This is a genomic window from Acinetobacter sp. G11, assembly GCF_049808495.1.
GTDB classification, from domain to species: domain Bacteria; phylum Pseudomonadota; class Gammaproteobacteria; order Pseudomonadales; family Moraxellaceae; genus Acinetobacter; species Acinetobacter kookii.
The window spans coordinates 1-4788 of sequence record NZ_JBNCAT010000063.1 but is presented as its reverse complement, the minus strand read 5'-3'; the positions used below and the strand labels follow the sequence as shown (position 1 = coordinate 4788).

Annotated in this window: 3 protein-coding genes and 2 pseudogenes; 3 read left to right on the top strand and 2 right to left on the bottom strand. The window is 41.5% G+C overall.

Annotated elements, in window-relative coordinates:
- Window positions 1–81, top strand: a pseudogene (locus ACPUEY_RS13945) (IS1 family transposase); the annotation flags it as partial.
- On the opposite strand, the pseudogene ACPUEY_RS13940 reads toward ACPUEY_RS13945, so the two are convergent.
- Window positions 74–352 (bottom strand): annotated as a pseudogene (locus tag ACPUEY_RS13940) (rhomboid family intramembrane serine protease); the annotation flags it as partial. The pseudogenes ACPUEY_RS13945 and ACPUEY_RS13940 sit on opposite strands and share 8 nt — an antisense overlap.
- Before the next feature lie 79 nt (window positions 353–431).
- Here ACPUEY_RS13940 and mtgA point away from each other — a divergent pair.
- Together mtgA and ppk1 are read left to right on the top strand one after the other, a co-directional pair.
- Window positions 432–1106: a monofunctional biosynthetic peptidoglycan transglycosylase gene (gene mtgA / locus ACPUEY_RS13935; RefSeq protein ID WP_425122445.1), complete on the top strand. Its 675-nt coding sequence runs from the start codon at window positions 432–434 to the stop codon at window positions 1104–1106.
- A 115-nt stretch (window positions 1107–1221) separates the two neighbouring features.
- On the top strand, window positions 1222–3303 hold the full coding sequence (gene ppk1 / locus ACPUEY_RS13930; RefSeq protein ID WP_425122444.1) for a polyphosphate kinase 1: 2082 nt from the start codon (window positions 1222–1224) through the stop codon (window positions 3301–3303).
- Window positions 3304–3406: 103 nt separating this feature from the next.
- Here ppk1 and ACPUEY_RS13925 read toward each other — a convergent pair whose 3' ends face one another.
- Window positions 3407–4036, bottom strand: a complete 630-nt coding sequence (locus tag ACPUEY_RS13925) for a response regulator transcription factor (RefSeq protein WP_425122442.1) — start codon at window positions 4034–4036, stop codon at window positions 3407–3409.
- Window positions 4037–4788 lie beyond the last annotated feature (752 nt).

Here is a 4788-nt window from a genome sequence, read left to right as displayed (position 1 = left end):
TGCAACTTTTCTAAAAAGCTCGAAAATCATTTTAAAGCCTTTGATTTGACTTTCTTTTACCTTAATAACGGATTTGTTTAACGCTAGCATACTTTTTGAAACACCACCAATGAATCAGGCCAAAATGAAAAAACATGCTTGTAAACAGTCGAGTGGGTTCCTCTAAAAAGGTTAAAGGTGCATAATCAGCACCCCAATGAATCGCATCGACCAGACTGGGAGCCGTAATATTGACTCCGCTCAGGACTTGCCAAAGAAATAAACCGACATTGATGGCAATAAAAACTGCCGTCAGCCACCACAGATGAACTTCAGGTTTGCTTTGAATGGAAGGGGGAGAAATTTCGGCCATGCTATTCTTTTATAATCTTTGCTATATTCAGCATCCAGCTTAGCACGAAAAAAACAGATTTTTGGAGTAACTCACTGACATGAAAGCTTTTATTGTTCGTAGTTTGTTAATACTTGTCAGTCTGGTGCTTCTGGTTCAACTGTGGATTTTTTCAAGTTTGCTATGGTGGCGCACCCATCCGGTGGACACCACCATGATGATGCGTCTGGATTACTGGTCTGAACCTTCGAAACCGATTAAACATGAGTGGCGTGATTATGATCGGATCAGCAATTATATGAAACATGCCGTGGTTGCCGCGGAAGACGGAAAATTTTTGCAGCATAAAGGTTTTGACTGGGAGGGCATGCAATTCGCCCTGGAACGCAACAAAGACAAGGGTAAGGTGGTAGCAGGCGGTTCTACCATTTCCCAGCAACTGGCCAAAAACCTGTTTTTATATAATAAACGCTCTTTCCTGCGTAAAGGGCAGGAAGCGGTTGCCACCTGGATGATGGAACGGATGTGGTCAAAACAGCGCATTCTGGAAGTCTATCTCAACTCGGTAGAATTTGGCGACAATATTTATGGCATAGAAGCGGCCACCCAGCATTACTTTGGTAAAAGTGCGCGAAGCCTGAGTCGTGAACAGGCCGCATTTCTAGCAGCTATTTTGCCCAACCCTAAATATTATCAAGATCATCAACAAGATAGAAAGCTGCAATATCGCAAGCGGATGATTCAAAAATATATGCGTTATAGCCATATTCCCTAATTTAAGATTTATTTTCAAAAAGCCCAGTGATTTGGGCTTTTTTTTATGAAATTGTCATAAATTTGAAGCATACTTATGAAGATACAGGCTACTTTCGAACAATTACAGGTTAGGTATGAATACGGCTGCTAATACGACTCCGGCGCAAATAGAATACGCATATAATGATCGCTACATTAATCGTGAGCTTTCTATTCTCGACTTCCATTTGCGCGTGTTGGAGCAAGCGGTCGATCCTTTGCACCCTTTGCTTGAGCGGATGAATTTTCTGCTTATTTTTTCCCGTAATCTGGATGAATTTTTTGAAATTCGTGTTGCGGGGATGATGGAGCAACTGGATTTAGGCAATGAAAGCCATAGCCCGGACGGCTTAACCCCTAAACAGGTGCTGGAGATCATTTCCAAAACCACGCATGAGGCAATTGAGCGTCAATACCGCATTTTAAATGAACAAATTTTGCCTAAATTGCGTGAAGAAGATATCTGTTTCTTGCGCCGTGGCGAACTGACGCCTGCACAGTCAGCCTGGGTGAAAAAGTATTTTCAGGAGCAGGTGGCGCCGGTACTGACACCGATCAGCCTTGATCCGGCACATCCGTTCCCGCGTCTGGTCAACAAAAGCCTCAACTTTATTGTGACTCTGGAAGGTAAAGATGCTTTTGGCCGTCAGATTGATCTGGCTGTGGTGCCTGCACCGCGTTCATTGCCCCGTGTCGTGCGCTTGCCGGATGAACTCACCGGGGGGAAAGAGCATCATGTGATGTTGTCTGCCATTATTCATGAACATGTTTCAGACCTGTTCCCGGGCATGACAGCAACCGGCTGTTACCAGTTCCGTGTGACCCGAAATGCTGATCTGGCTTTAAACGAAGATGTGGAAGACCTGGCCAAAGCCCTAAAAGGGGAACTGAATTCGCGTCGTTTTGGTCGTGCGGTACGTCTGGAAGTGACACATAATTGCCCGAAACATATCTATGACTATTTGCTGGATGAGTTCGATCTCGAAGAAGAGCAATTGTACAAGGTCGATGGCCCGGTTAACTTGGCGCGATTGCTGTCCAATTTTAAGCGTCCGCATTTACGCTATGACTCGCATACGCCGGTGATTCCGAAAGTGCTGAAAAAATCTGAAAATATTTTTTCTGCCATGCAGAAGCAGGATATTTTACTCCATCATCCGTTTGAGTCTTTTGCCCCGGTCATTAATTTACTGCGTGAAGCTGCACGTGATCCGCAAGTTTTAGCCATCAAGCAAACGCTATACCGAAGTGGTCCGGACTCTGAAATTGTTCAGGTCTTGGCGGAAGCTGCGCGTAATGGCAAGGAAGTGACGGCGGTAATTGAACTGCGTGCCCGTTTTGATGAGGAATCCAATATTGCTGTCGCCAATGTGCTGCAAGAAGCCGGAGCAGTGGTGGTGTATGGCATTGTCGGTTATAAAACCCATGCCAAAATGATTCTGGTGGTACGCCGTGAAAACAACAAGCTGGTGCGTTATGTACATTTGGGTACCGGCAACTACCATGCCGGCAATGCCCGTATTTATACCGACTATGGTTTGCTAACCACGGACAAAGAGCTTTGTGAAGATGTGCACCGCATTTTCCAGGAATTAACCGGTATGGGGAAAATGGCAAAACTGAAAAAGTTATTGCATGCACCTTTCACCCTGCATGCCCAGCTGATTAATTTCATTGATGATGAAATTGCCAATGCCAAAGCCGGTAAACCTGCGCAAATTATTGTCAAGGTGAATGCCTTAACGGAAATGCAACTGATCAATAAATTATATGAAGCCTCTCAAGCCGGCGTACAAATTGATCTGATTATCCGTTCGATCTGCTGCCTTCGTCCCGGTTTGCCTGGCCTATCTGAAAATATCCGGGTCCGTTCCATTGTAGGACGTTTCCTAGAGCATACCCGTGTCTATTACTTCTTGAACGGAGGAGATAGCCGGATTTACTGTTCAAGTGCAGACTGGATGGACCGAAACCTGTTCAATCGTGTCGAAGCCTGCTTCCCGATTGAAGATGCGGTATTGAAAAAACGCATTTACCAGCAAGGTTTGCTGAATTATTTAAAAGATAACCAGCAAGCGTGGTTACTGCAAAGTGATGGTACCTGGTTACGTGCTCAGGTTGCGGAAGGGCAAGAAGCACATAATGCACAGCGTATATTATTAGAGCTGATCAAATAATCCGGAACAGTGTCCTTCATATCACCTCAAGGAGTCTTCGGACTCCTTGAGGTGATTGATTTACTCATCAATTATTCCGGATCAATCATCCTAAATTTAAAAGTTAAGAGTCTAAACTGGCAATTTTTCTGTAGATATTTTTAATATTACCTTCAATTTTATACAGCGGAATATGGGTTTGATCTGCCACTTGCTGTGGATTTAAACCGGCTGCGACCAGATTTAAAATTTCAGATTCAATCGCTGTTAGGCTGAGCGTAGGGTTTTCTTCAATCCTGGATTTATTTTCAATACCTGTAGTTGGATGAGACAAAATGTATTGGGCTAAATCGTGATGGATGGGAGCTCCTCCACGTAGGGTACTTTTAATATGATTGAGCATTTCTGCTTCCGTATGATGATGAAAAACATATCCTTGTGCACCAGACTGAATGGCATTGAAAAGTAATGCAGTCTGCGGTTGGGCTAATATTGCAATCACATAGCTATCAGGATGGATGTGTTTTAACTTTTTTATAAAGCCAAGCTTTGCTGTAGGCTCCACTGTCACATCAATAAAAATCAGGTTGGGTAAATGCTGCTGCAACCACGTTTCAGCTTCGGCTAGATTTTGGGTACTCATGATTAATTCTTTCGGATAACCCAATCTCATAAGAATCATTTCTAGTTGATAATTAAAAAGAGGTTGATCCTCTATCATCATGATAGGAACAGGTAATATTGGTTCACCCACAAGGTGGTACTCTCAGTGGCTTTATATTTTATCTTGTTACTGTGTGATAAAAATGAGAAAACTGCTATCCCTGAAACTAGTGAATTTATAAAATTATAGTAAATTTAAGTATCTGTACAATAAAGCATATTTACATAAAAATTATTTTATTATAATTTTTCTTGTAGTTTGTTTTTTTTGCTTTTATTTAAAGCTTATTCATGTTTATAAATAATAAAAATACCTAATTATGGGGATATAAAAAGTGATTTTAACACTATAGCATAATAACACTTTTTGTTTGGGTGATCCGGCAAGACTATTTCAACTCCAAGGGCTACAATATTTTTATTACAATCACAGTAATAGAAATATTTTACCTTACATGGCTTATCTGGGTGGATAAGCTATTTTTTTACCTTTATTTTTAGAATGAGACATAAAATACCTATTATCAGGGATATAAAGTACTGGAATAGTTGAATAAAATAAGCTTGCTTCGAGTGGTTTTGCAATTCAGAAGTGAGCAATTTTTGAAGAAGGGTTTTTCGTTCATCCACATATGAGAGTTTTTCCATTTGCTTCAAACAAGGTTTATCCGGGTGGTAAACCTTTTTTTATGAAAAAAGCAGGCATTTCATTAGAAAAATGAGCCTGCATACCACTGCTGTCCCATAGTTTACTTTAAATAAAAAAACCTGAGTCCGAATAGTTAAAATATAAGTGCGAACAAACACTTTAACGACCAAGGACTCAGGTTTTGTCACATCAGA

What these genes read in the sequence shown, in the direction of transcription:
- mtgA (WP_425122445.1), top strand. Translation starts at nt 432, where the DNA reads ATGAAAGCTTTTATTGTTCGTAGTTTGTTAATACTTGTCAGTCTGGTG.
- ppk1 (WP_425122444.1), top strand. Translation starts at nt 1,222, where the DNA reads ATGAATACGGCTGCTAATACGACTCCGGCGCAAATAGAATACGCATAT.